22 protein-coding genes and 1 riboswitch are annotated in these 23,653 nt (G+C 72.6%); of the genes, 5 read left to right on the forward strand and 17 right to left on the reverse strand.

What is annotated here, in order from left to right:
* Positions 1-156 precede the first annotated feature (156 nt).
* From ACFZBD_RS19230 to ACFZBD_RS19255, 6 genes are all read right to left on the reverse strand, one after another.
* Positions 157-900, reverse strand: a complete 744-nt coding sequence (locus tag ACFZBD_RS19230) for an endonuclease/exonuclease/phosphatase family protein (RefSeq protein WP_391140776.1) — start codon at positions 898-900, stop codon at positions 157-159.
* A gap of 77 nt (positions 901-977) precedes the next feature.
* The gene (locus tag ACFZBD_RS19235; protein WP_391140777.1) at positions 978-1,919 is read right to left on the reverse strand and encodes an ROK family glucokinase; all 942 of its coding nucleotides are present in this window, start codon (positions 1,917-1,919) and stop codon (positions 978-980) included.
* Positions 1,920-1,998: 79 nt separating this feature from the next.
* A complete protein-coding gene (locus ACFZBD_RS19240) occupies positions 1,999-2,460 on the reverse strand; it encodes a DUF5304 family protein (protein WP_391140778.1) in 462 nt (153 codons plus the stop codon).
* A 54-nt stretch (positions 2,461-2,514) separates the two neighbouring features.
* The gene (locus tag ACFZBD_RS19245; protein ID WP_391140779.1) at positions 2,515-3,663 is read right to left on the reverse strand and encodes an ArsA-related P-loop ATPase; all 1,149 of its coding nucleotides are present in this window, start codon (positions 3,661-3,663) and stop codon (positions 2,515-2,517) included.
* A gap of 112 nt (positions 3,664-3,775) precedes the next feature.
* Positions 3,776-4,219: an SRPBCC family protein gene (locus tag ACFZBD_RS19250; protein WP_391140780.1), complete on the reverse strand. Its 444-nt coding sequence runs from the start codon at positions 4,217-4,219 to the stop codon at positions 3,776-3,778.
* Between the two features lie 89 nt (positions 4,220-4,308).
* Positions 4,309-5,076: a metallophosphoesterase gene (locus tag ACFZBD_RS19255; RefSeq protein WP_391141211.1), complete on the reverse strand. Its 768-nt coding sequence runs from the start codon at positions 5,074-5,076 to the stop codon at positions 4,309-4,311.
* Positions 5,077-5,340: 264 nt separating this feature from the next.
* Between ACFZBD_RS19255 and ACFZBD_RS19260 the strand changes: the two genes are divergently transcribed.
* Both ACFZBD_RS19260 and ACFZBD_RS19265 read left to right on the forward strand, forming a co-directional pair.
* Positions 5,341-7,137, forward strand: coding sequence for an AMP-binding protein (locus ACFZBD_RS19260; RefSeq protein ID WP_391140781.1), 1,797 nt, complete (start codon positions 5,341-5,343; stop codon positions 7,135-7,137).
* Positions 7,138-7,312: 175 nt separating this feature from the next.
* Positions 7,313-7,843, forward strand: a complete 531-nt coding sequence (locus tag ACFZBD_RS19265) for a hypothetical protein (RefSeq protein ID WP_391140782.1) — start codon at positions 7,313-7,315, stop codon at positions 7,841-7,843.
* A 106-nt stretch (positions 7,844-7,949) separates the two neighbouring features.
* Here ACFZBD_RS19265 and ACFZBD_RS19270 read toward each other — a convergent pair whose 3' ends face one another.
* On the reverse strand, positions 7,950-9,092 hold the full coding sequence (locus tag ACFZBD_RS19270; protein ID WP_391140783.1) for a glycosyltransferase: 1,143 nt from the start codon (positions 9,090-9,092) through the stop codon (positions 7,950-7,952).
* An 82-nt stretch (positions 9,093-9,174) separates the two neighbouring features.
* On the opposite strand from ACFZBD_RS19270, the gene ACFZBD_RS19275 reads away from it, so the two are divergent.
* Positions 9,175-10,449 (forward strand): glycosyltransferase 87 family protein, encoded by a 1,275-nt coding sequence (locus ACFZBD_RS19275; protein WP_391141213.1) that lies wholly within the window; start codon positions 9,175-9,177, stop codon positions 10,447-10,449.
* A gap of 43 nt (positions 10,450-10,492) precedes the next feature.
* Here the strand turns inward: ACFZBD_RS19275 and ACFZBD_RS19280 are convergent, their stop codons facing one another.
* From ACFZBD_RS19280 to ACFZBD_RS19300, 5 genes are all read right to left on the reverse strand, one after another.
* Positions 10,493-11,734: a hypothetical protein gene (locus tag ACFZBD_RS19280; protein WP_391140784.1), complete on the reverse strand. Its 1,242-nt coding sequence runs from the start codon at positions 11,732-11,734 to the stop codon at positions 10,493-10,495.
* 39 nt (positions 11,735-11,773) lie between these two features.
* Positions 11,774-12,787 carry an NlpC/P60 family protein gene (locus ACFZBD_RS19285; RefSeq protein ID WP_391140785.1) on the reverse strand — a complete coding sequence of 338 codons (1,014 nt, stop codon included), beginning with the start codon at positions 12,785-12,787 and terminating at the stop codon, positions 11,774-11,776.
* Between the two features lie 205 nt (positions 12,788-12,992).
* Positions 12,993-14,024, reverse strand: coding sequence for an NlpC/P60 family protein (locus ACFZBD_RS19290; protein ID WP_391140786.1), 1,032 nt, complete (start codon positions 14,022-14,024; stop codon positions 12,993-12,995).
* Positions 14,025-14,280: 256 nt separating this feature from the next.
* Complete coding sequence (locus tag ACFZBD_RS19295; protein ID WP_391140787.1) at positions 14,281-15,645, reverse strand: NYN domain-containing protein; 1,365 nt, start codon at positions 15,643-15,645, stop codon at positions 14,281-14,283.
* 34 nt (positions 15,646-15,679) lie between these two features.
* Positions 15,680-15,922, reverse strand: a complete 243-nt coding sequence (locus ACFZBD_RS19300; protein ID WP_260228851.1) for a hypothetical protein — start codon at positions 15,920-15,922, stop codon at positions 15,680-15,682.
* 187 nt (positions 15,923-16,109) lie between these two features.
* Here ACFZBD_RS19300 and ACFZBD_RS19305 point away from each other — a divergent pair, with 187 nt between their 5' ends.
* Entirely contained in the window at positions 16,110-16,844 is a 735-nt protein-coding gene (locus ACFZBD_RS19305; RefSeq protein ID WP_391140788.1) for a rhomboid family intramembrane serine protease, read from the forward strand.
* A complete protein-coding gene (locus ACFZBD_RS19310; RefSeq protein WP_391140789.1) occupies positions 16,841-17,122 on the forward strand; it encodes an Lrp/AsnC ligand binding domain-containing protein in 282 nt (93 codons plus the stop codon). The genes ACFZBD_RS19305 and ACFZBD_RS19310 overlap by 4 nt, the downstream gene beginning before the upstream one ends.
* Before the next feature lie 90 nt (positions 17,123-17,212).
* Here ACFZBD_RS19310 and ACFZBD_RS19315 read toward each other — a convergent pair whose 3' ends face one another.
* The 5 genes from ACFZBD_RS19315 to ACFZBD_RS19335 form a co-directional block, all read right to left on the reverse strand.
* A complete protein-coding gene (locus tag ACFZBD_RS19315) occupies positions 17,213-18,577 on the reverse strand; it encodes an aminotransferase class V-fold PLP-dependent enzyme (RefSeq protein WP_391140790.1) in 1,365 nt (454 codons plus the stop codon).
* Between the two features lie 160 nt (positions 18,578-18,737).
* Positions 18,738-18,854, reverse strand: a riboswitch (SAM riboswitch).
* 87 nt (positions 18,855-18,941) lie between these two features.
* Positions 18,942-20,006, reverse strand: a complete 1,065-nt coding sequence (trpD, locus tag ACFZBD_RS19320; RefSeq protein WP_391140791.1) for an anthranilate phosphoribosyltransferase — start codon at positions 20,004-20,006, stop codon at positions 18,942-18,944.
* Between the two features lie 157 nt (positions 20,007-20,163).
* On the reverse strand, positions 20,164-21,789 hold the full coding sequence (locus tag ACFZBD_RS19325; protein WP_391140792.1) for a cytochrome b N-terminal domain-containing protein: 1,626 nt from the start codon (positions 21,787-21,789) through the stop codon (positions 20,164-20,166).
* The gene (locus ACFZBD_RS19330; RefSeq protein WP_391140793.1) at positions 21,786-22,838 is read right to left on the reverse strand and encodes a Rieske 2Fe-2S domain-containing protein; all 1,053 of its coding nucleotides are present in this window, start codon (positions 22,836-22,838) and stop codon (positions 21,786-21,788) included. The genes ACFZBD_RS19325 and ACFZBD_RS19330 overlap by 4 nt, the downstream gene beginning before the upstream one ends.
* The gene (locus tag ACFZBD_RS19335) at positions 22,835-23,644 is read right to left on the reverse strand and encodes a c-type cytochrome (protein WP_391140794.1); all 810 of its coding nucleotides are present in this window, start codon (positions 23,642-23,644) and stop codon (positions 22,835-22,837) included. The genes ACFZBD_RS19330 and ACFZBD_RS19335 overlap by 4 nt, the downstream gene beginning before the upstream one ends.
* Positions 23,645-23,653: the final 9 nt, after the last annotated feature.

Raw genomic sequence — 23,653 nt, forward strand, 5'->3', positions numbered from 1 at the left:
GACCGGAGCCCCGGGCGGGGGCCGAGGCCCGGTGGGGCCGGCGGTGGCGTGACCGGCGCGCCCACCCGCTTCCGGGCGCCCGGGCGGCGTGCTCAGCCCGCCGGGCCCCGCCTGCTCAGCCCGCCGGGATCCGCACCGCCGCCCGGCCCCACGTGCTCAGCCCGCCGGGATCCGCACCGCCGCCAGCACCGGCAGGTGGTCCGTCGCCGCCCTGAGGTCCGCCTCCGGGAGGCCCGTCGGGACACCGCAGCCGAGGAACTCGACCCCCGGGGTGGCGAGGATCGCGTCGATCCGCTGGTACGGATCGCCCGGCGGGAAGGTGCGCTCCCCGCCCCAGGGGGCGACCTGCCACCCGTCCCGCAGCTCCTTCGCCAGCCGCGTGAAGCTCCGGCCCTCCGGGCGCTCGTTGAGGTCCCCGGCCACGATCGTGTGCGGCGCGCCCATGGCCGCCACCCGGTCCAGGACCATCCCCGCCTGCGCGTACCGCTCCTCCTCGCGCAGGCTCAGATGGCAGCTGATCAGCCCGACCCGCGCCGCCCCGAACCGTACGACCGCCGTGGCGAGGCCCCGCCGGTGCTGCCCCGGGGTGAGCGGCAGCAGCACGTCCTCGGTGCGTTCCACGGTCGCCCGCAACGAGCACATCAGCAGCGGCCCGGCGGCGGTGGCGCCCCCGCTCAGCACATAGAGGTCGCATTTGGCGGCGAGCCGGGCCGCGTGCTTGCGCCAGCGGAAGAAGCGGGGCGCCTCCTGGACGAAGACGAGGTCGGGCGCGCAGGCCCGGATGACCCGGGCGAGGGCGTCCTCGTCGTCCCGCTGGGAACGGACGTTGTAGGAGAGCACCCGGACGACGGCCGAACCGTCCGCTTCGGTGCGGGAGTTGGGCAGCTCACTGATCGCCATGCCCAGCAACATACGACAACCGCCCGCCGTACCCCGAGGGGCACGGCGGGCGGAGTCATGAGGAGTACGGGACGGTGTCAGCCCTGGCGGGCGAGGTCCGCCGCGCCGACCAGGCCGGCCTCGCCGCCGAGCTGGGCCGCGAGGACCTGCGCGTGCGGGCGCCACTGGCCGCCGATCAGCCAGCGCCGGAAGGACTTCCGGATCGGGTCGAGCACCAGCTCGCCCTCGTCCGACACACCGCCGCCGACGATGAACGCCGACGGGTCGAACAGCGACGCCAGGTCGGCCAGGCCCGCGCCCGCCCAGCGGGCCAGCTCGCGGAAGGAGTCCACGGCCACCGGGCAGCCCTGCCGGGCGGCCGCGCTGACGTGCTTGCCCTCGATGCCCTCCGGGGTGCCGTCGCCCAGCGCGAGGAGGATGGCGGCGTTCTCCGGGGTGGCGTTCGCGCGCTGCCGGGCGTACCGGACGAGGGCGCGCCCGGAGGCGTACTGCTCCCAGCAGCCCTGGCTGCCGCAGCCGCACAGCAGGCCGTCGGGGACGACCCGGATGTGGCCGAACTCCGCGGCGACGCCGAAGCGTCCGCGGCGGAGCTTGTTGCCGATGATGATGCCGCCGCCGAGGCCGGTGCCGAGCGTGATGCAGATGACGTCGTCGTGCCCCTGCCCCGCGCCGAACCGGTACTCGCCCCAGGCCGCCGCGTTCGCGTCGTTCTCGACGACGACCGGCAGGCCGACCCGCTGCTCGACCTTGTCCTTCAGCGGCTCGTGCCGCCAGTCGATGTTCGGCGCGAAGAGGACGGTGGCGCGCTTGTCGTCGACGTAACCCGCCGCACCGATGCCGACGGCCTCGATCTGATGACCCTTGCCGGCCTCGGACACAGCGGCGCAGATCGCGTCGACGATGCCTCCGGGGGTCGGCGGGGTGGGCACCTTGTGCGTGTCGAGGATGTTGCCCTCCTCGTCGACCACGCCGGCCGCGATCTTCGTGCCGCCGATGTCGACGCCGATGGTGAGTCCCATGTGTCCCTCAGTTTTCGGTCGAGCCCCGCTAGGGGCAACCGTACCCGAGGGGCGCGACCCTACCGCTCAGTCGGACCGCTCAGTCGAGATCGATGTGCTGCCCGGTGCCGGGGCCCTCGTCGCGCGGGTCGTCGGGACGGTCGGCGGGGGCCGCGTCGCCCTGTTCCGCGCGCGACGGGCCGGCCCCCTCCCGGGTCCAGCGCGTCTCGTGGCTCTCGACCGCGGAGCGGTACGCGGCGAGCAGTTCGTTGCCCGCGGCCGCGAGGTGGTCGAAGACCTGCGGGTTCCGCTCGATGACGGGCTCGACGGCGGCCTTCGCCTGGTGGACGATCTGCTGCACCGTGTGCTGGACCGCGCCCTGGGCGGCCATGCCGCCCAGCGGGCCCCGCAGACCGGAGACCTTGTCGGCGACGGCGTCGAAGAGTCTGCGGAACTCCTCGGCGGCCGAACCGGGCTCCGTGCCGGCGCGGGCGCGGCGGCGGGCCTTCTCGGCCTCCAGGTCCTCGGCGCACGCCTTGGCCCAGGCATCCGAATCGCTCATGGCGTACTCCTTACGGCTTCTACCGTCGACGGTACACGGGCGCAGCGGTGTCCGTTACGACGTCTTCGGCCAGAGGCCGGTGTCGGGGGTGAACCGGATCCGCAGGTCGCCGTCGACGAGAGCGGCGCCGGAGACGGTGCAGCGGCGCAGGACGGGCGGCAGCGGGACGTTCCGGCGGAAGGGCCCGGCGGCGAGGAGGAGTTCGTCCCCTCGGCGTACGAGGGACAGCTCCTCCTTGACGGCGCCGGGCAGCGGGAGGTGCCAGACGAGGATGCCGTCGTCCTCGCGGCGGTCCTCGACCCGCCACGCGGGGGCGGGCCGCTCGACCGGGTCCCCGGCCTTCTCCGCCACGGCGAGCGTGACGAGGTCCTCGGGGCCCTCGGGGTCGCGGCCGAGGTGGGGCAGGGTGTGGACGGTGCCGTCGTAACCGGTACGGAGCCGGTCCAGGTGCTCTCGCCGGCGGGCGGCCAGGGCGGCGAACCAGGGGTCGGCGGAGTCGGCGGGGAGCATCCGGTTGGCGACGACGGCGTCGAGGGCGAGGCCGTGGAGCGCGAGTCCGAGGCGGGCGGTGCGCAGGGCGTCGTGGGCGTCCGGGCCGGGCTCGACGACGAGGCGGACGGTGGTGTCCGGGGCGTCGACGACCGCCTGGACGGCGGCGAGTTCGGCCTCCCAGCGGCCGGTGGTCTCGTACAGCCACTGGGCGGGCATGGGGACGCCGGCCAGCTGGGCGAGCATCGGACGCAGGGCGCGGGCGGCCTGTCGTTCGGCGGGCAGGAGGCGGCGCAGATAGCGGCGGAGCTGCTCGGGCAGGGCGAGGACCGCGAGGGCGTCAAGGAGCGGCGGCATGTCGACGACGACCAGGTCCCGGTCCGTGGCGGCGGCGTCGCGCAGGGCACGCAGGAGGGCGAAGGGGCGGCTGCCGGGGAGTTCGGTCAGCTCGGCGTCCTCCAGGGGGGCCGCGCCGAGGAGGTCGAGGGCGGTGGCGGAGCGGGCCTGGAGGTCCAGGAACTCGCGGCGGAAGTCGGCGGCCGGGTCGGGGCGCAGGATCCGCAGGGCGCCGGGGGCGGCCGCGGCGAGCGCCTCGTCGGGTCGCTCGGACACCAGCAGGACCCCGCGGCCCGCCCGCGCCTCGGCGAGGGCGGTCGCCGAGGCGACCGTGGTGCGCCCGGCGCCGCCGGGGCCGGTGACAAGGATGATCCGCATGCGGCGACGTTATCGGTGTGCGCCGCCCGCCCGGGCCCCCGGGGTCGCCGGGGGCGGGCCCGTCGGGAGCCCGGTTCCGCCGCCGGCCCGTGGGGCCTGCGGGGGCGGTGGCTCAGGCGCCCGACTCCACGCGCTTCTTCAGGCCGGCCAGCGCGCGGTCGATGATGACCTTCTCCGCCTTGCGCTTGATCATGCCGAGCATCGGGATCTTGACGTCGACCGTCAGCTGGTACGTCACCTCGGTGCCCTTGCCGCCGTTCGCGGGGGCGAGCCGGTAGGAGCCGTCGAGGGCGCGGAGCATCTGGGACTTGACCAGGGTCCAGCTGACCTCGTGGTCTCCGGTCCAGGTGTACGCCAGGGTGTGGTCGTCCTTGATCGCGCCGGCGTCGAGCAGCAGCCGGACCTTCTCCGCGCGGCCGGCCGGGTCGGTCGCCAGGACCTCGGCCTCCTTCACCTCGCCCGTCCACTCGGGGTAGCGGGCGAAGTCGGCGATCACGCCCATGACGTCGGCCGGTGCCGCCTCGATGGTGATGCTCGAGCTGGTGTGTTCGGCCATCGCGGTGGTTCCTCCACTGTGCGGTCCGGCGGAAGTCGAAGGGCACGAACGTGCCGACCGAAGGCTATCGCGCCCCCGGGGCCGGGCTTTCACCACTCCAGCGCCCACGGCCTCCCGGTCGCGGCGAAGTGGCCGACGTTCACGCATTCCGTGGCGCCGATCCGCATCCGCCGCGCCAGCGGCTGGTGGACGTGGCCGAAGAGGGCGTAGCGGGGCCGGGTGCGGCGGATGGCGTCGAGGAGGGCGCGGCTGCCGCGCTCGAAGCGGCGCGCGACCGTGTCGTAGGTCAGCTCCGGCACGTCGGGCGGGATGTGGCTGCACAGCACGTCGACGGCGCCGAGGGCCTCGACCTTCGCCGCGTACTCCTCGTCCGAGATCTCGTACGGCGTGCGCATCGGTGTCCGCAGGCCGCCGCCGACGAAGCCGAAGACCAGGCCGCCGAGCTCGATCCGGTCGCCGTCCAGGACGGTGGTCCCGGGGCGGGCGAACTCGGGCCACAGGCGCGGGATGTCGACGTTGCCGTAGGTGGCGTAGGTCGGCGTGGGGAAGGCGGCGAACATCTCGGCGTACTGGCGGCGGACGGCCGCCTCGATGGCCGTGTCGCGGTCGACCTCGAGCGCGGCCCAGAGCCGTCTGCCCAGCTCGCGGGCCTCGTCGAAGCGGCGCGCGGTGCGCAGTTCGACGATGAGGTCGGCGTTCTCGACGCCGAAGAGGTCGGGGAAGATCCCCCGGCTGTGGTCGGCGTAGTCGAGGAAGAGCACGAGGTCACCGAGACATATGAGGGCGTCCGCCCCCTCCCCCGCCTTGGCGAGGGCGCCGGTGTTCCCGTGCACATCACTGACGACATGGACTCTCATGCCTGGCATGAGACCCACCTTAGGGGGTCGGACCTGCGGTTACTTCCAAGTCCGCGAAGGAGTGGACTACTGTGCGCGAAGCACCGCCATACATGTGTGACGCATGGAACATCTGACCTGACCCCCCTATCGGGAACCGAGTACTGATGGGTAACGTCCGGGCAGTCCAGTCGTGCTCACCCCACTGAGCACCTGCCCGATCTTGGACTTCACCGGTGCATCACACAGAGCCGTGGCGCCGGCGCCCGATGAGGAGCAGCAGTCTTGCGCGAGTTCAGCCTTCCGGCCCTGTACGAGGTCCCCACGGACGGCAATCTGACGGATCTCATCCGCCGCAACGCCTCTCAGCACCCCGATGTCGCCGTGATGGGACGCAAGGTGGCCGGCGTCTGGACGGACGTCACCGCCGAGCAGTTCCTCGCCGAGGTCCGCGGGGTCGCGAAGGGGCTGATCGCCGCCGGTGTGGAGCCGGGTGACCGGGTGGCCCTGCTGTCCCGGACCCGTTACGAATGGGTGCTTCTCGATTTCGCGATCTGGAGCGCCGGCGGTGTGACCGTCCCGGTGTACGAGACCAGCTCGCCGGAGCAGATCCAGTGGATCCTCGGCGACTCGGAGGCCACGCTGGTCCTCGCGGAGTCCGCCGCCCACGAGGCGGCGGTGGAGTCGGTGCGCTCCGGCCTGCCGGAGCTCAAGGGCGTCTGGCAGATCGAGGCCGACGCGGTGGCCCGCCTCACCGCGTCCGGCGCGGAGGTCTCCGACGCGCTGCTCGACGAGCGGATGTCGTCCGCGCACGCCGACGACCCGGCGACGATCGTCTACACCTCGGGCACCACGGGCCGCCCCAAGGGCTGTGTGCTGACCCACCGCGCGTTCTTCGCCGAGTGCGGCAACGTGGTGGAGCGGCTCAAGCCGCTGTTCCGTACCGGCGAGTGCTCGGTCCTGCTCTTCCTGCCCGCCGCGCACGTCTTCGGGCGTCTGGTCGAGGTCGCCTCCGTGATGGCGCCGATCAAGCTGGGCACCGTGCCGGACATCAAGAACCTCACCGACGAACTGGCCGCGTTCCGGCCCACCCTGATCCTCGGTGTGCCACGCGTCTTCGAGAAGGTCTACAACTCGGCGCGCGCCAAGGCGCAGGCGGACGGCAAGGGCAAGATCTTCGACAAGGCCGCGCACACGGCGATCGCGTACAGCCGCGCGATCGGCACGCCGCAGGGCCCCTCGCTCGGTCTGCGGATCAAGCACCGGATCTTCGACAAGCTGGTCTTCTCCAAGCTGCGCGCGGTCCTCGGCGGCCGCGGCGAGTACGCGATCTCGGGCGGCGCGCCGCTGGGCGAGCGGCTCGGCCACTTCTTCCGGGGCATCGGCTTCACCGTCCTGGAGGGCTACGGCCTGACGGAGTCGTGCGCGGCGACCGCGTTCAACCCCTGGGACCGGCAGAAGATCGGCACGGTCGGGCAGCCCCTGCCCGGGTCGGTGGTCCGGATCGCCGACGACGGCGAGGTGCTCCTGCACGGCGAGCACATCTTCTCGGGCTACTGGAAGAACGAGGCCGCCACGGCCGAGGCGCTCGCCGACGGCTGGTTCCACACCGGTGACATCGGCACGCTCGACGAGGACGGCTACCTCGCGATCACCGGCCGGAAGAAGGAGATCCTGGTGACGGCGGGCGGCAAGAACGTCGCCCCGGCGGTCATCGAGGACCGGATCCGGGCGCACGCGCTGGTCGCGGAGTGCATGGTGGTGGGCGACGGGCGGCCGTTCGTCGGCGCGCTGGTCACCCTGGACGAGGAGTTCCTCGGCCGGTGGGCCGCCGACCACGGCAAGCCGTCCGGCTCGACAGCCGCTACGCTGCGCGAGGACGCGGAGCTGCTCGCCGAGGTGCAGCGGGCGGTGGACGACGGCAACGCGGCGGTGTCCAAGGCCGAGTCGGTGCGGAAGTTCAGGATCCTGAACTCCCAGTTCACCGAGGAGGCGGGGCACATCACCCCGTCGCTGAAGCTGAAGCGGAACGTCGTGGCGAAGGACTTCGCCGACGAGATCGAGGCGATCTACCGCGCCTGACGGTCGCCCAGAACGCCCCTGGCAGCCCGCGTCGGGCCGCCGGGGGCGTTCGCGCGGTCCGAGAGCGTGTTCCGGGAGCGGGTTCCGGAGCGTGTTCCGCGTCCACCACCGGTCACGGCGACCCGCCGTGCCACCGGCACCCGAGGCAGAGACAGACATGAGGAGCAGAGGTTTCATGCGGCTCAAGCGCACCGCCGTCCTGGGGGCGGCCCTGACCGCCCTGGTCACGGTCACGGGCTGCAGCAGCAGCTGGGGAGAGGACGCCGGCCTGGCGAAGGCGGGCGACCTGGCGGGCGTCGAACGGATCGTCAGCGAACACACGCTCTGCAGCGATCTGCGGGCGGCCTCCGGGGACGGCTCCATGAACGAGGAGGCCAAGGACCCCGCCTGGGGCATAGGCCAGCGCGCGGTCTGCGGCGACGACCGCGAGGACACCCTGACCCTGCTGACCGTCACCGACATGGAGAAGTTCCAGAAGGCGAACCGGGATGCGGCGGCCAAGGGCGGCGGCGGCCGTTTCCTCATCGGCCAGGACTTCGCGCTCGTCCCGGGCGACGAGCGGGTGGCCCAGAAGCTCAAGGACTCGGGCACCCTCCTCTTCACCTGCGAGAAGGACTTCAAGATCCCCGACGGGTACCGCCAGGAGGAGCTCCTGGTGGACGGCTGCGCGCTGACCGACTACCTGCCCGCCCGGCTCTCCGGCTGACACCGGGGAGCGGAACGGCCACCCGCCCGGCTCTCCGGCTGACACCGGGGAGCGGCGGCGCCCGCCCGGTCGCGGTCCGGGGCCGGCGGGCGCCGTCGGGGCATCGTCAGAGCAGCTCCTTCAGCCGCTCGGCCAGCAGGTCCCACCGCCAGCGCTCCTCGACCCAGGCGCGGCCGCGCTCGCCCATCCGCGCGCGCAGCTCCGGGTCGAGCAGCAGGGTCGCCACCCGGTCCGCGGACTCCTCGGGGGAGTCGCCGCGCACCACCCAGCCGGTCTCGCCGTCGAGCACCGCGTCCGGGGCGCCGCCCGAGTCCCCGGCGACGACCGGCAGGCCGGTGGCCGAGGCCTCCAGATAGACGATGCCGAGCCCCTCGACGTCGAGGCCGCCCCGGCGGGTCCGACAGGGCATGGCGAAGACGTCGCCGGCGCCGTAGTGGGCCGGCAGCTCGGCCCAGGGCACGGCGCCGGTGAAGCGTACGGAACCGGCCACGCCGGTCGTCGCGGCGAGCCGCCGCAGATCGTTCTCGTACGGGCCGCCGCCGACGATCAGGAGCACCGCGTCCGGCACCCGGCGCAGGATCGCCGGGAGGGCCCTGATCAGCGTGTCCTGCCCCTTTCGGGGGACGAGCCGGGAGACGCACACCACCACCGGCCGGTCGGTCAGCCCGAGCCGTTCGCGTACCGCCTCGCCGCCGGATCCGGGGTGGAAGGTCTTCTCGTCGACGCCCGGCGGGAGCTGCGTCATCCGCCCGGCCGCCGCCGGCGTGAGCGCCGAGGCGATCCGCGAGCGGGTGTACTCGCCGAGGTAGGTGATCGTGTCCGTGTGCTCGCCGATCCGCCGCAGCAGCTGCCGGGAGGCGGGCAGCTGCGCCCATCCCGCCTCGTGCCCGTGCGTGGTGGCCACCAGGCGCCGCGCGCCGGCCCGCCGCAGCGCGGGCGCCATCAGACCGAGCGGCGCGGCCGCCCCGAACCAGACCGACTCGCAGCCGTGCTCGCGCAGCAGGGCGGTCGCCCGGGCGGTGACGCGGGGGGTCGGCAGGAGCATGGTGGTGCGGTCGCGTACGACCGTGAAAGGCTGTTCCGCGTCGAACGCGGCGGTCGCCTCGGTCCCCTCGCGGCCGCGCTTCCACGTGGAGGCGTAGACCACGATCCGCTCGGGATCCAGGCGCAGCGCCATGTTGTGCAGGAACGCCTGAATTCCGCCGGGGCGGGGCGGGAAGTCGTTGGTTACGATCAAGGTCTTGTGCATCGTGGCCGAATCTACCGTGGCCGCGCCGCCGCCCGGCAGCACCTCCGCGACAGCGGACCGACAGGACGAGGACGAGGCAGGGATGACGGGCGTACTGGGCGCGCTGCGCGGGCGCGCGGCCGACGGCGCGGAGCTCAGGCTTCCGCTGGCGGTGTGGGCAGTGACGAGGGCGGTACTGCTGCTGTGCGTCTTCAAGGTGCTGGTGATGCCGGGCCCCGACGTCACCAGCGACATCGAGCACATCTACCAGGGCTGGTACGAGGTCCTGCGGACGGGCACGTACCCGCTGGACGACGTCAGCTGGCAGTACCCGCCGGGTGCCGCCCTCGCGGTCCTCTCCCCCGCGCTGCTGCCGTTCCTCGGCTACTCCTCCGCCTTCTTCGTCCTCGCCCTCCTCTGTGACGCGGTCGTCCTGGGCCTGCTGCTGTACACGGGCAGGCGCCCCGGCCGTACCCCGCGCGGCGCCTGGATCTGGATCGCCGGTGTCCCCCTGCTCGGCCCGACCGCGTTCGCCCGGTACGACCTGATGGTCACCGCCGTCGCCGTCGCCGCCCTGCTCGCGGCGCCCCGGCGCCCCGGGGTCCTGGGCGCGCTGGCCGGCTTCGGGGCCGTGGTGAAGGTCTGGCCGGCGCTGCTCCTCGCGGGCACCCCGCGCGGCCGGGCCACCCTGCGCTCCTGGTCGACGGCGGCGGGCGCGGCGGCCGGTGTGCTGCTGCTGTGCACCCTCGCGGCGCCGGGTGCGCTGGCCTTCCTCGGCTACCAGCGGGACCGGGGTACGGAGGTCGAGTCGCTCGGCGCGCTCGTCTTCCACGTGGCGCGGCACGTCGGCTGGGAGGGCGAGCCGCGGATGAACTACGGCTCGATCGAGTTCCTCGGCCCGGGCGTCGCCGCCGTCTCCACGGCCGCGATGGCGCTGGCGGTCGCCGTCTTCGCCTGGCTGCTGCTGTGGCGGTTCCGGGCCCGCGCCTTCTCCACCACGACCCCGGCGGACGCGGCGTTCGTGGCGGTGCTGCTGTTCACCACCACGAGCCGGGTGATCAGCCCGCAGTACATGATCTGGCTGGTCGGGCTCGCGGCCGTCTGCCTGGTCTACCGCGCGAGCCGGATGCGGCGGCCCGCGGTCCTGGTCCTGTGGGCGACGGCGGTGACGCAGCTGGAGTTCCCCGTCTGGTTCTCGCACGTGACCGACAGCGACCCGCTGGGCCTCACCCTGCTGCTGGTACGGAACGGGCTGCTGGTCGCCGCCTCCGTCTCCGCCTGCCGCGTCCTGTGGCGCCAGACGGTGACCGAGCCGCGCGAGCGGACCCCGGCGGCGCCGGTGCGCGCGGACCGGGCGAAGGCCCTGTCGGCCCCCTGAAACCGAACCGGAGCCGTACGAGACCTCCGCGTCCCCCCGGGTCTCAGGCCAGCCGCTCGGACAGATGGCGGCGCCAGGCGGCGGTGAACGCGTCGGGCGTCGTGCCGAGGACGTCGTGCAGGGCCTTCTCCACCGCGCCCTCGCGGGAGGGGTGGGCGCCCACCGCGCGGTAGAAGTCGGTCAGTCTCCGCTCGCCCCACCGCTCGGCGATCAGGGCGCACGCCAGCCAGCCGCCCTCGTACGCCCGTGCCAGCGCCTCCCCGTCGGCGCCGAAGGCGAAGGCCCGGTCGTCGGGGAGCGTCGCCGGGAGGTCGCCCGCGGCGACCGCGCGGTGCAGCTCCGGGGCGGCCTGGGCGGCGGAGCGGCCGGTGCCGCGGTAGGCCACCCAGTCGGCGAAGCCCTCGGAGAGCCAGACCGGGGTGGCGGGCGAGGTCGCGGCCCGGGTGGCCACGTGCGTCGTCTCGTGGGTGAGCACGATCTGCCGGCCGAAGGCGCCGAGCGCCCCGTACGCCTCGGGGTTGACGATCACGCGGTCGGCGGGGGAATCGGGGCCGCCGCGGACCTCGCCGGTGGTGACGGCCGCGATGCCCCGGTAGGAGGCCCCCGGCGCCCCGAGCAGGCCGCCCATCGCGTCCAGGGAGGACGGGACGAGGACGACCACCCGGCCCGCCCAGGCCGACGGCCAGGCAGCCGAGACCGCGGGCACCGCTTCGTCCGCCGCGGCCGCGATCGCCCGCAGGCGCTCCTCCGGCTGCCCGACGCCGAGGACGAGGCTGTGCCGTCCCCGTACCGCCTCCACCTCGCCCTGCTGCCACAGCTGCTGGACGGCGGTCTTCTCGCCGGGCCGGTCGGCGCTGACGTACCACCGGCCGTGCCGCCGGGTCAGTTCCAGGAGGCGCTCGGTCGTGACGGGCCCGGGGTCGTAGCCGCGGACCTGGTAGCGCAGCTCCGCGCGGACCGTCGCCCGGCCGCCGTCCGCCCGGTCCACGTCGGTGACCCGGTAGTTCCAGGAGCCGAGCGGCACCTCGGCGAGGTGGTCGAACTCCCGCAGGGCGGCCGGGGCGAGCGAGGGGTCGAGTCCGACGGTGTAGGCGGCCTCGTCCCGGGCGAGCAGCGCCCGCGCCTGGCGGTCGAGCAGGCCCTGGATCTCCCGGGGCGCCGGGTCGGCGGGCCCGGGGGCGGCGCACCCGCCGAGGGCGAGCAACGCGGTCAGCAGGCAGGCGGCGCCGCGCGCCCCGCCCGCTGTGGGGCGATCCCCCCGCGTCCTCCGCCCCTGCCGTGCCACGCCCTCGATCGTACGGGCACGCGAACGGCGGGCGTACGGTCAGACCCGGGTCACCGTGACGTGCGACATCATCCCGACCGGGTCGTAGCGCACCCGCGCCCCGGGGTAGGGAGCGTGGATCACCTGGCCGTTCCCGGCGTAGATGCCGACGTGGCTGGCGTCGCTGCGGTACGTCACCAGGTCGCCCGGCTGCGCCTGCGAGAGCGGCACCTGCCGTCCGGCGTACCGCTGCGCCGAGGAGGTCCGGGGCAGGCTGATCCCGGCCTGCCGGTACGACCAGACCATGAGGCCCGAGCAGTCGAAGCCGGAGGGGCCGGTCGCGCCCCAGACGTAGGGCCGGCCGATCGCGCTGCGGGCGGCGAGGACGGCGGCGGCGGCCCGTGAGGAGCCCGGCGCCAGGCCGGCGAGCGGCGGCAGCTCGTCCCGGCCGGAGCGGGAGGCGCGGGCGTCGCTGTCGAAGGACTCGCGCTCCTCCGCGGTGAGGGAGGCCAGCAGCCGGCGGGCCTCGGCGAGCTTCCGCTCGACCGTGCGCTTGTGCCCGGCGACCTGGGTCCTGCTGCGCTCCAGCTCGGTGAGGAGCCGTCGCGCCTCGCTCCGCTTCTGGGTGGAGGCGCGCAGTTCGTCCCGGAGCAGGCCGAGCGCGACGCCCTGGCGGGAGGCGACCCGGTCGAGGACCGAGGCCCGGTCGAGGTAGGAGTCGGGGTCGGCGGAGAGCAGGAGGGCGAGGGCGGGGTCGATGCCGCCGGAGCGGTACTGGGCTCCGGCGACCGAACCGAGGGCGCCGCGCATGCGGTTGATGCGCTCCTGGCCGCGCGCGACGCTGTCCTGGGCCTGGGAGAGCGTCCTGCGCAGGGCGTCGGCCCGCTCGTCGGCCTTGTTGTAGCCCTCGGTGGCCCGTTCGGCCTCCTCGTAGAGCCGGTCGACCGTGGCCTTGGTGGACTCGGCGGTGCCGCTCGGGTCGGCGCTCGCGGGGACGGCGCCGAAGGCCGTCGCCGCGGTGGCCGCGGCGGCGGTCAGGACGGTGACCCTGGCGGGTCGTCGATGGGACGCCACGTATCGCGCTCCGTTCAGCTGTGCCCGGACTGGCGCGGCAGACAGTAGCCGGAGATCACCGCGCGTCCAACGAAGGCGCCGGGCACACAAAGTGACGCCCCGCCGGAGACCACAGGTCACCGGCGGGGCGTCAGGTCAGGCAGGGGCGCGACGAACCACCCGATCGGGCGTCAGGCGGCGGGAGCCGCCCGACGGGCCGGAGGCGTCAGATGCGCACGCCGAACTGGAAGGTGCCCATGTAGTCCATGGACTCGTAACGGACCACGGCGCCCGGCTTGGGGGCGTGCAGGATGGTGTTGTTGCCCGCGTACAGGCCCACGTGCGACAGGCCGTTGAAGAAGACCAGGTCGCCCGGCTTGAGCTGGCTGCGGCCGATCTTCACGCCGTCGTTCTGCTGGGTGTAGGTGGTGCGGGTGAGGCTCACGCCGGCCTGGGCGTAGGCCCACTGGGTCAGCCCGGAGCAGTCGTACGCGCCGGGGCCCTCGGCGCCGGACTGGTACGGCTTGCCGAGCTGGGTGGCGGCGGCGTTGAGGGCGGCACCGCCGCGCTGGGAGGCGGGGACCTCGTTGCCGAGTTCGAGGCGGTCACCGGCGGCCCGGCTGGAGCGCTGGGCCTCCTCCTGGCGCATCTTGGCGCGCTCGGCGGCGGTCAGGGTGTTGAGCAGCTTCTGCGCCTCGGCGAGCTTGCCCTGGAACTTCTTCTTCTTCTCGCCGAGGGTCTTGCGGACGTCCTCGAGGTCGGCGAGCTTCGTCGTCGCCTCGGCGCGCTGCTGGGCGAGAGTGCGCTGCTTGGCCTGGATCGACTGGAGCACGTCGGCCTGCTTGGCGCCGAGCTGGTCGATCGCGGACGCCTTGTCGAGGTAGGTGTCCGGGTCGGAGGAGAGGAAGAGCTGGACCGCCGGGTCGATGCCACCGGAGCGGTACTGCGCGCTGGCGACGGAACCGATGTTGTCGCGCAGGGTGTTGAGCTCCTGCTGCCCGCGGGCGACCTTGTCCTGGAGGGCGCCGATCTCCTTCTGGAGCTTGCCGCGGCGCTCTTCGGCCAGGTTGTACTGCTCCGTGGCCTCCTCGGCCTCGTGGTGCAGGTCGTCGACCTTCGACTTCACTTCGTCGATCTTCGGCTTCGGAGCCGCCTGGGCGCCGGTCTGGGCGGTGAACGCGACAGCTGCCGCGGCGGTCACGGTGAGCACGGTCACGCGGGCGCGGCTCGGCTGCTTGGGACGACGGTGGGACGCCACGAAGGCGAGCTCCTTCTTCCTCGAGCCGCCCGACCAGGCTGCGGCAGGCGGTTCCTCCGCTGACATCCCCGATGGATGATCAACCGCGCGAAGGTTCGAGGCCTGACCCTAGTGACCAAGTTGTGATCAGTTCAAATCCTCACGGGCAAAATCTCGCCCACCCGGCACTTTATTTACACACATCGCACAGGCAGTGATGAGCACTTGACCGTGCGCCCCCCAGAATTCGGGCAATACGGCCAGGAGTTGCCATGCGTCACGAGGGGCGCGAAAGCCGCTTCAGCAACAAGGCGGACGCGACCGGGCGGGCGCCGGACTTGGCGACCCCGTCGGCGACCTCGCGGTCGGTGGAGACGACCACGACCGGCCGGCCCGGCGGCTCGGCCCGGACCAGCTGCCGGATCAACTCGTCGGCGGTGACGCCCGGCTTGGAGAACAGCACCCGCACCCCGCGCGGTGGTGCCAGCAGCACGGGGGCCGCCAGCTCCGCCCCGTCGAAGACACAGGTGACCTCGGCGCCCGAGCGGGCCGCCAGCGCGGAGAGCCCGCCGAGCAGCCGCAGCCGCTGCTTCTCCAGCGGCATGGTCGGATAGCCGGTCTTGGTGACGTTGTAGCCGTCCACGACCAGATGGGCCTGCGGCAGCGCGAGGAGCTGGTCGAGCAGCGCCGGGTCGGTCTCGGACAGGGCGCGGGCGGCGATGTCCTTCGGCGACATCCGGCCGGGCTCGACCGCGTCCACGGTGTCCGCCGGGTGGACGGAGACGGGTGGCAGCGCCAGCTCGCGGCGCAGCCCCTGGGCCGCGTCCAGGACCGTGTCGAGCAGCAGCCGCAGCCGCATGTCCTCCACCGAGCGCCCCTCGCGGGCGGACCGGCGGCTGGCCTCCAGGGCGGCCTCGACCTCGGCGAGCCGGGCCTTGAGCCGGCGGCTCTCGCTCTCGGCGGAGGAGACCTGGGCGGCGGCCTCCGCCCTGACGGAATCGATCTCGGCCTGGGTGCGGCGCAGGGCCGCCTCGCCCCGCTTCACATCGCTCTGGGCGCTGCGCAGCTTGCGGTGAAGCGATTCGGCTTCCTTGCGGGCCGCCTCCAGATCGTGGCGCAACTGCTCGGTCTCGCCCCGGCCGCGCTCCTTGGCCGCGGCGACCTCCTCGCGCAGCCGCTCCAGTTCGCGGCGCCCGGCCTCGTCGGCCCGCTCGGCGTCGGCCCGCTGGACCTCCTCGCCGGCGGCGGCGACCAGCTTGACCCAGCCGGCGGGCCGCAGCACGTAGGCGGCCGCGGCGATGTCGACGGGGTCGGCGGCGGCGGGCGGCGCCCCCGACTCGACGGTCCCGGCCAGCTCCGGCTGCGCCTCCCTGAAGCGCTCGCCGATCCGCTGCCGGAAGAGCGGGTCGCTCTCCAGGGCGGCGGCCATGGCGTTGCCGGCGAACTTGGCGCGACGGGTGGGGGTGAAGCGGGCGTACTGCCGCAGCGGACCGGGCAGCTCCGCGACGGTCAGCCCGCCGAAGGCGTCCGAGACGATCGCGACGACCCGGCGCCGTACGCCTTCCGGCAACGGCCGGTCGAGCGCCTCGGCGGCGTCACCTGCCGCGCCGGCCGGCTCGTCACCGTGCGCGGGCTGCTCCACGATCCGTCACCCCTATGTCGTTCGCACCGCTCCGTCAGGAAGCGGTGCCGGGCCTGTCCACCAGCTCGATCTGGTCCACCGCGTTGCACCACCGGCAGCGGACCGACTCGATGGTCTCACTGACCACCTCGCGCTCCTCCACCTTCGGCTCCCCGGCGAGGTCCAGATGGACGTACTCGACGACCTTGGAGGAGCGCGTCACGTCGAACCGGGTCAGGTTGCCGCAGAGTGTGCAGCGCCAGCGGGTCTCGGCGGTCGGCAGGGGAACCGTCGTCATCGGGCCGTCCTCTTTCATGTGCGGGATGCGGGAGCCGCGGTGCGCCGTCGAACTGCGGTGGTACTGCTCGTCACCCTACGGCCTCGGGGGTCCACGCTGCGCGGGTGGAGCCCGGCTCGGGGGCGGCCGTCGCGCGCCCCGGCGAGGCGCTCTGTCCAGGTCGACCCTGGTACGCCATGATCTGTCCATGATCGACTGGCGGGCAGCGGCCCTCGGCGCGTGGCGGGGTGCCCGGAGCGGCCCCAGGGTGACCTACGGCCTGATCGCCGTCTGCACGGTGACCTTCCTGATCGGCCCGGCCTCGGGCCTCAATCCGGTGTACGGCGGCGGGGACGCGCTCCTCGCGGCGCAGAGCACGTACTTCCACCGCTGGGGGGTCCTCCCGGCCGAGCTGACGAGCGGCGAGCCGCGCGCGCTGCTCACCCCGCTGACCGCGCTCTTCGTCCACGGCAGCTGGCTGCACCTGCTCGGGAACATGCTCTTCCTCTACGTCTTCGGCGCGATGGCCGAGGAGCGGATGGGGGCGGCCGGGTTCCTCCTCTTCTCCGTCGGCTGCGGCTACCTCGCCCTGCTGGGCTACGCCGCGGTGCACGCGACCAGCGAGCAGACGCTGGTGGGGGCCTCGGGGGCGATCTCCGGAGTCCTCGGGGCGTTCCTCTACCTCTTCCCCAGGGCCCGGGTGACCAGCCTCTTCCCGTTCCTCTTCTTCCTGCCGCTGCGCTTCCCCGCCTGGATCGTGCTGATCTTCTGGTTCGTGCTGCAGTGGCTGGCGGCGCGCTCGGCGGGGCCGGGCCCGGGCGTCGCCTATCTGGCGCACGTGGTGGGCTTCACCATCGGCTTCCTCTACGCCTGGGGCCGCTACCACCGTGGGGTTAAGGTGAAGTCCCCAGCCGCGGCGACCGAGGGAGAAAGCCAGCCGTGATCACCGCGATCGTGCTCATCAAGACCAGTGTGGACCGCATCCCCGAGATCGCGGAGTCCATCGCCGCGCTCGACAGCGTCAGCGAGGTCTTCTCGGTGACCGGTACGTACGACCTGATCGCCATGGTCCGGGTGCCCCGGCACGACGACCTCGCGGACGTCATCCCCGGCCGGATCAGCAAGATCCCGGGCGTCGAGGGGACGGACACGCACGTCGCGTTCCGCACGTACTCCCAGCACGACCTGGAAGCGGCGTTCGCCATCGGACTGGAGTCCTGACGCCGCCGCTCCACCGCCCGCCCGGCCCGGCCGGGACGGCATGACGAAGGGGGCCCCGAGCGGAGCCCCCTTCATCCGTACGAGTGATGGTCAGCCGCGGTCGGGGACGCAGCGGCCGTCCTCGGTGCGGTACTTCCACTGCGCGCCGTCCCGGACCAGCTCCTTGACGGCCCGTACGAATCGCTCCACGTGCTCGTCCGGCGTACCGGCGCCGAAGCTCACCCGGATGGCGTTCAGCGACTTCTCGCCCGGCTCGCCCTCCGGGGCGCCGCACTCGCCCACCTGCTGCTGGTCGCCGCCGAGGAGGGTGCGGACCAGCGGGTGGGCGCAGAAGAGGCCGTCGCGGACCCCGATGCCGTACTCGGCGGAGAGCGCCGCGGCGAAGTGGGAGCTGTTCCAGCCCTCCACGACGAAGGAGAGGACGCCGACGCGCGGGGCGTCGTCGCCGAAGAGCGAGAGCACCCTGACCTCGGGCACCTCGGCCAGGCCCGCGCGCACGGTGTCGATCAGGCGCCGCTCGCGCGCCACGAGGGTGTCGAAGCCGGCCTCGGTCAGCGCCTTGCAGGCGGAGGCGATGGCGTAGACGCCGATCACGTTCGGCGATCCGGCCTCGTGGCGGGCGGCGGTGGTGTGCCACTCGACGTCCACTCCCCCGTCGGTCCGGCGGGCGACCTTCCGCGAGGCGCCGCCGCCTGCGAGGTACGGGTCGGCGTCCTGGAGCCAGTCGGCGCGGCCGGCGAGGACGCCCGAGCCGAACGGGGCGTACAGCTTGTGGCCGGAGAAGGCGATCCAGTCCACGTCCGACTCCGCGACGGAGACCGGGTGGTGGGGGGCGAGCTGGGCGGCGTCGAGGACGATCCGGGCGCCGTGGGCGTGGGCGGCGGCGGCCAGCTCCTTCACCGGCCACAGCTCGCCGGTGACGTTGGACGCGCCGGTGACGCAGACGAGGGCGGGGCCGTAGGGGTCGCGGTCGGCGAGCGCGCGCTCCAGGGTCTCGACGGCCTCGGCGGGGGTGCGCGGGGCGTTGAGGTAGGTGACCCGGGCGTCCTTCCACGGCAGCAGCGAGGCGTGGTGCTCGGTCTCGAAGACGAAGACCTCGCAGCCGGCGGGGATGGCCCGGGCGAGCAGGTTGAGGGAGTCGGTGGTGGAGCGGGTGAAGACGACCTGGTCGTCCGGGCGGCAGCCGAGGAACTCGGCGACGGTGGCCCGGCTGTTCTCGAACAGGTCGGTGGAGAGCTGCGAGAGGTATCCGGCGCCCCGGTGGACGCTGCCGTAGTACGGCGCGTAGGCGGCGACGTCGTCCCACACCCGCTGGAGGGCCGGCGCGCTGGCCGCGTAGTCGAGCGCGGCGTACGACACCTCGCCGCCGGTGACGAGCGGGACGGTGACATCCCGTCCGAGAACGGGCAGCGGGGCACAAACCGACTGGTCGGCGGCAGCGGTGGAGACAGACATGGCGAACTCCCGTACGAGGCAGGCGAGATCCCGCGCCGGCGGATACGCGGCAGCGCTGGGAGAAGAAAGAGGGGTGTGCGGAGAAGGGCCGGAAAAGGCCCTATCGCATTCGCGTGCTCACAAGAGGCTCCCTGAGGACCAGGACCCCAAGGCTTCGAGGGGTCCGCGCTTGCCGTGGACCTTGCTGTCCACGGCCTGGTCTTCACCCGGGGCACCCCGCCACGGACGGAGGGTTGCCGGACAGCAAGCCGGGGCTTCGTAGCTGTCACTCATGACCTGGCACAGAACGTATGTCAGCTGATCGTGTCCGCGCAACCCCGTTCCGCATTCCGGAACGGGGCAGCGCGGGTTGCGCAGATGTTCTCTAGGCGTTGCTGGCGGTGATCCAGCGCTCCAGCGCCTTGCGGGCGGCTCCGGAGTCGAGGGACTCGGCCGCCTTCGCGATCCCGCCGCGCAGTTGCTCCACCAGGGTGCCCCCGCCCGGCTCCAGCGCCGTGAGCGCCGCCGCGGAGTTGAGCAGCACCGCGTCCCGTACGGGACCGGTCTCGCCCGCCAGCAGCCGGCGGGCCACGTCGGCGTTGTACGAGGCGTCGGCGCCGCGCAGCGCCTCGACGGGGACGATGTCGATGCCGACGTCCCTCGGGTCGAACGCCTCCTCGCGCACCGCCCCGTCGCGGACCACCCACACCCGGGAGGTGGCGGTGGTGGTCAGCTCGTCGAGGCCGTCGTCGCCGCGGAAGACCAGCGCGGAGGAGCCGCGCTCGGCGAGCACGCCGGCCATGATCGGGGCCATCCGGGCGTCGGCGACACCGGTCGCCTGGGCCCTGACCCGGGCCGGGTTGGTGAGCGGACCGAGGAAGTTGAAGACCGTCCGGATCCCCAGCTGGCCGCGCGCGGCGGCCACATGGCGGAGCGCGGGGTGGAACTTCACCGCGAAGCAGAAGGTGATCCCGGCCTCCTCGGCGACCTCGGCCACCCGCCGCGGGGTCAGCTCCAGGTTGACGCCGAGCTTCTCCAGGACGTCGGAGGCACCGCTGGCGCTGGACGCGGCCCGGTTGCCGTGCTTGACGACCTTGGCCCCGGCGCCGGCCACCACGATCGCCGACATGGTGGAGATGTTGACGGTCTTCGCGCCGTCGCCGCCCGTGCCGACGATGTCCACGGACGCGCCCGGGACCTCGATGAGGTTGGCGTGCTCGTACATGGTCCGGACGAGGCCGGTGATCTCCTCGACCGTCTCGCCCTTGGCGCGCAGCGCGACCGCGAAGCCGGCGATCTGGGCGTCGGTGGCCTCGCCGCGCAGGATCCGGTCCATGGCCCAGGCGGTGTCCTCGGCGCTCTGGTCACGGCCGGTCAGCAGGCCGTCCAGCACGGCCGGCCAGGAGCGGCCCGCCGTGTGAGGTCCTCCAGCGGGGGTCGCAGCGCTCATGGCAGCTCCTGGTCATCGCGTGACGAGACGAATACAAGGCCACCCTATCCACCCGGGGAGACGGCAAAGAGCCCCGTCCATCGAATGGACGGGGCTCTCGCCGTGGCGACCTCGAGGGTGCCCGCTCAGGGCGAAGCCCTGAGCGGGACTCGGGTGATCAGTGGTGGCCGTGGCCGCTGGTGATCTCCTTGTACTCCTCGGCGGTGGGCTTGGCGACCTGGTTGTCCTGGCCGTAGTAGCCCCGGTTGAGCTTGATCCGGAGCTTCTCCATCCGGCCCACCTTGCGCTCGACGCCGTTCTCGTCGACGGCCGCGGGCAGCGCCGCGGGCTCGTACTGCTCGTGCGCCGTGAGCGTGTACAGCTGGCCCTGGCTGAGCGGCTCGTGGATCTCGACGAACTCACCGTGCGGCAGGCGCTTGATGATGCCGGACTCGCGACCGTGCAGCACCTTGTCCTTGTCCCGGCGCTGGAGGCCGAGGCAGATCCGCTTGGTGATGATGAACGCGATGACCGGGCCGACGAAGAACGCGATCCGGACGAACCAGGTGATCGCATTGATCGACAGGTGGAAGTGGGTCGCGAAGATGTCGTTGCCACCACCCACGAGCATGATCATGTACGCGGTGATCCAGGCGACACCGAAGGCGGTGCGCGTCGGAGCGTTGCGCGGGCGCTGCGCGATGTGGTGCTCGCGCTTGTCGCCGGTGATCCACGACTCGATGAACGGGTAGACCGCGATCGCCGCGAGGACCGCCGGGAAGATCGCCAGCGGGATCATCACGCCGAGGACCAGCGTGTGGCCCCAGAGGTTGATCTCCCAGCCCGGCATGACACGGATCAGGCCTTCGGCGAAGCCCATGTACCAGTCGGGCTGGGCGCCGGTGGACACCTGGTCCGGGCGGTACGGGCCGAGCGCCCAGATCGGGTTGATCGAGGCGATCGCCGAGATGACCGCGATGACACCGAAGACCAGGAAGAAGAAGCCTCCGGCCTTGGCCATGTAGACCGGCAGCAGCGGCATGCCCACGACGTTCTTGTTCGTACGGCCGGGGCCCTCGAACTGCGTGTGCTTGTGGTAGAAGACCAGGATCAGGTGCGCCACCACGAGGCCGAGCATGATGCCGGGCAGCAGCAGCACGTGGGCCGAGTAGAACCGGGCCACGAAGTCGCCGCCGGGGAACTCCCCGCCGAACAGGAACATCGACAGGTACGTGCCGACGATCGGCACGGACAGGATCGCGCCCTGCATGAAGCGGACACCGGTGCCGGAGAGCAGGTCGTCCGGGAGCGAGTAGCCGGTGAAGCCGGTGAACATGCCCAGGAAGAACAGCAGGAAGCCGAACAGCCAGTTGATCTCACGCGGCTTGCGGAAGGCGCCGGTGAAGAACACGCGCATCATGTGCACGAACATGCCGGCGATGAAGATCAGCGCCGCCCAGTGGTGGATCTGCCGGATGAGCAGACCACCGCGCACGTCGAACGAGATGTGCATGGTCGAGTTGAACGCCTCGGACATCAGCTGACCCTGCAGCGGGACGTAGCTGCCGTGGTACTCCACCTCGTTCATCGACGGGTGGAAGAACATGGTCAGGTACACACCCGTGAGGATGATGATGATGAAGCTGTAGAGGCAGATCTCACCGAGCATGAAGGACCAGTGGTCCGGGAAGATCTTCCGCATGTTGGCCTTGGCCAGGGAGTAGATCCCCAGGCGGCCGTCGGCCCAGTCGGCGACCCGCTCACCGGCGGGCGCCTTCTTCTGCGTATCGGTCACAGTGCTCATCCGCGCTCCCAGAAGGCAGGGCCGACGGGCTCGTCGAAGTCGCCGAGCGCCTCGAGGAAGCCCTTGTCGTTCACACCGATCCGCAGCTGCGGAAGGGCGTGACCGGCCGGGCCGAAGATGACGCGGGCGCCGTCGGACAGGTCGAAGGTGGACTGGTGGCACGGGCAGAGCACGTGGTGCGTCTGCTGCTCGTACAGGGAGATCGGGCAGCCCACGTGGGTGCAGATCTTCGAGAAGGCGACGATGCCCTCGTGCGACCACTCGAGCTCGCGCTTGTCCTTGATGTCGTCCGGCTGGATCCGGACGATCATCAGGGCGGCCTTGGCGATCTCGGTCTGGAAGTTGTGGTCGTGCTCCGAGAGGCCCTCGGGCATCGCGAAGGTCAGCGAACCGACCGCGACGTCCTCGGGACGCAGCGGCTCGTGCGTGTTCATGTTGATGAGCTGCTTGCCCTTGGCCCACAGCGTGCTGCGGAGCTTCTTCTCGGGCAGCGGACCCATGTCACGCAGGAGCACGATGCCGGAGAGCGGTACGAGGGCGAGCGCGCCGAACATGGTGTTGCGGATCAGGCTGCGCCGGCCCATGCCGGACTCGGCGGCACCGGCCGCGAAGTCCGCCATCACCTTCGCCTTGGTCTCCGGGGAGGCCTGGATCGGGTGACGGTCGTCCGCCATCTCGACGTCGGACATCAGGGTGCGGGCCCAGTGGACCGCGCCCGCGCCGATGAAGAAGAGCGCCGCGCCGAGGGTCAGACCCAGGGCGAGGTTGAGCGCGCTCACCCGGCCGAGCGGCCAGACGTACACGATCTTGTCGACCGGGAAGATCACGTACGAGGCGATGAAGCCCACCGTGGCCAGCATCGACAGCGTGAACATGAAGGCGACCGCACGCTCGGACCGCTTGGCGGCCCGCTCGTCGATGTCCTGGATGCGCGGCTTGTGGGGCGGGAGCCCCGGGTCGGCGAACGGGTCGTCGGCGACCTTCACCGCGCCGTGCGCGGTGTCCTGCTCACTGGGCAGGTTCTCTTCTGGAATCTCTTGGGTACTCATGACTTCTTGGCCTTAGCGGTGTGGGCCGCGACCCAGACGGCAACGGCGATGAGCGAACCGAGGCCGAAGATCCAGCCGAAGAGCCCTTCGCTGACGGGGCCGAGGCCACCGAGGGAGAGCCCGCCGGGGTTGTCGGCCTTTTCGCCGTTGACGGCCTGGACGTACGCGATGATGTCCCTCTTCTCCTTCTCCGGCATGGTCGTGTCCGGGAAGGAAGGCATGTTCTGCGGGCCGGTCTGCATGGCCTCGAACATGTGCTTCGGGCTCACGCCTTCGAGGCTCGGGGCGTACTTGCCGTGCGTCAGCGCGCCGCCCTCACCGGTGAAGTTGTGGCACTGGGCGCAGTTGGAGCGGAACAGGTCGCCGCCGCGCGCGATGTCGGCGCCGTCGGGGCTGTACTGCCCCTCCTTCGGCGTGATGGGGCCGGCGCCGAGGGAGGCGACGTACGCCGCGAGCTGGTCGATCTGAGCCTGCGTGTAGATGACCTTCTTCTTCGGCACCTGGGCGCCCGGCTGCTGGGCCGGCATGCGGCCGGTGCCGACCTGGAAGTCCACGGACGCCGAGCCGACGCCGACCAGGGAAGGGCCGTCAGAGGTGCCCTGACCGCCGGTTCCGTGGCAGCTGGCGCAGCCGACGGAGTAGAGCTTCTTGCCCTCCTCGATGGCGAGGGACTGGGCGGTTTCATCGGCCTTCGCCGTGCCCGCGGGCGCGAACGCGGCGTACAGCCCCCCAGTGGCCGCCAGCGCGAGAAGGAGGACGACGACCGCCGCCAGCGGATGGCGTCGTCGTGCGGAGAGCTTTTTCACGGATTACCC

The organism is Streptomyces sp. NPDC008121 (genome assembly GCF_042957155.1).
Taxonomy (GTDB): domain Bacteria; phylum Actinomycetota; class Actinomycetes; order Streptomycetales; family Streptomycetaceae; genus Streptomyces.

Bases quoted from the DNA above. Each gene is read 5' to 3' on its own strand.
- trpD (WP_391140791.1), bottom strand. From the start codon at position 20,006: ATGAGCGCTGCGACCCCCGCTGGAGGACCTCACACGGCGGGCCGCTCC.
- ACFZBD_RS19265 (WP_391140782.1), top strand. From the start codon at position 7,313: ATGCGGCTCAAGCGCACCGCCGTCCTGGGGGCGGCCCTGACCGCCCTG.
- ACFZBD_RS19235 (WP_391140777.1), bottom strand. From the start codon at position 1,919: ATGGGACTCACCATCGGCGTCGACATCGGCGGCACGAAGATCGCGGCC.
- ACFZBD_RS19270 (WP_391140783.1), bottom strand. From the start codon at position 9,092: ATGCACAAGACCTTGATCGTAACCAACGACTTCCCGCCCCGCCCCGGC.
- ACFZBD_RS19275 (WP_391141213.1), top strand. From the start codon at position 9,175: ATGACGGGCGTACTGGGCGCGCTGCGCGGGCGCGCGGCCGACGGCGCG.
- ACFZBD_RS19230 (WP_391140776.1), bottom strand. From the start codon at position 900: ATGGCGATCAGTGAGCTGCCCAACTCCCGCACCGAAGCGGACGGTTCG.
- ACFZBD_RS19300 (WP_260228851.1), bottom strand. From the start codon at position 15,922: ATGACGACGGTTCCCCTGCCGACCGCCGAGACCCGCTGGCGCTGCACA.
- ACFZBD_RS19250 (WP_391140780.1), bottom strand. From the start codon at position 4,219: ATGGCCGAACACACCAGCTCGAGCATCACCATCGAGGCGGCACCGGCC.
- ACFZBD_RS19240 (WP_391140778.1), bottom strand. From the start codon at position 2,460: ATGAGCGATTCGGATGCCTGGGCCAAGGCGTGCGCCGAGGACCTGGAG.
- ACFZBD_RS19325 (WP_391140792.1), bottom strand. From the start codon at position 21,789: ATGAGCACTGTGACCGATACGCAGAAGAAGGCGCCCGCCGGTGAGCGG.
- ACFZBD_RS19245 (WP_391140779.1), bottom strand. From the start codon at position 3,663: ATGCGGATCATCCTTGTCACCGGCCCCGGCGGCGCCGGGCGCACCACG.
- ACFZBD_RS19305 (WP_391140788.1), top strand. From the start codon at position 16,110: ATGATCGACTGGCGGGCAGCGGCCCTCGGCGCGTGGCGGGGTGCCCGG.
- ACFZBD_RS19330 (WP_391140793.1), bottom strand. From the start codon at position 22,838: ATGAGTACCCAAGAGATTCCAGAAGAGAACCTGCCCAGTGAGCAGGAC.
- ACFZBD_RS19255 (WP_391141211.1), bottom strand. From the start codon at position 5,076: ATGAGAGTCCATGTCGTCAGTGATGTGCACGGGAACACCGGCGCCCTC.
- ACFZBD_RS19315 (WP_391140790.1), bottom strand. From the start codon at position 18,577: ATGTCTGTCTCCACCGCTGCCGCCGACCAGTCGGTTTGTGCCCCGCTG.